Source organism: Streptomyces sp. SID5910, from assembly GCF_009862125.1.
Classification (GTDB): domain Bacteria; phylum Actinomycetota; class Actinomycetes; order Streptomycetales; family Streptomycetaceae; genus Streptomyces.
Map to the genome: position 1 here is coordinate 1 of NZ_WWHX01000301.1, position 247 is coordinate 247.

Genomic DNA, 247 nt, shown 5'->3' on the forward strand with positions numbered 1-247 from the left:
ACCAGCGACGACGAACACGCCGTGTCCACCGTCACCGCGGGACCCTCGAACCCGAAGGTGTAGGAGATACGGCCCGAGGCGACGCTGCCGGCGTTGCCGGTCATCAGGTAGCCCTCGGAGGCCTCCCCTGCCTGGTGCACCAAGTCGCCGTAGTCGTGGTAGGTCAGACCGCAGTACACGCCGGTCTGGCTGCCACGCACCGACGCCGGGTCGATACCCGCCCGCTCCAACGCCTCCCACGACGTCT

Annotated in this window: 1 protein-coding gene; it reads right to left on the bottom strand. The window is 68.8% G+C overall.

Translation table 11 applies throughout. The features are described from left to right. The coding region (locus GTW67_RS10330) for a beta-ketoacyl synthase N-terminal-like domain-containing protein (protein WP_272920479.1) at positions 1-247 on the bottom strand (247 nt) is incomplete at both ends.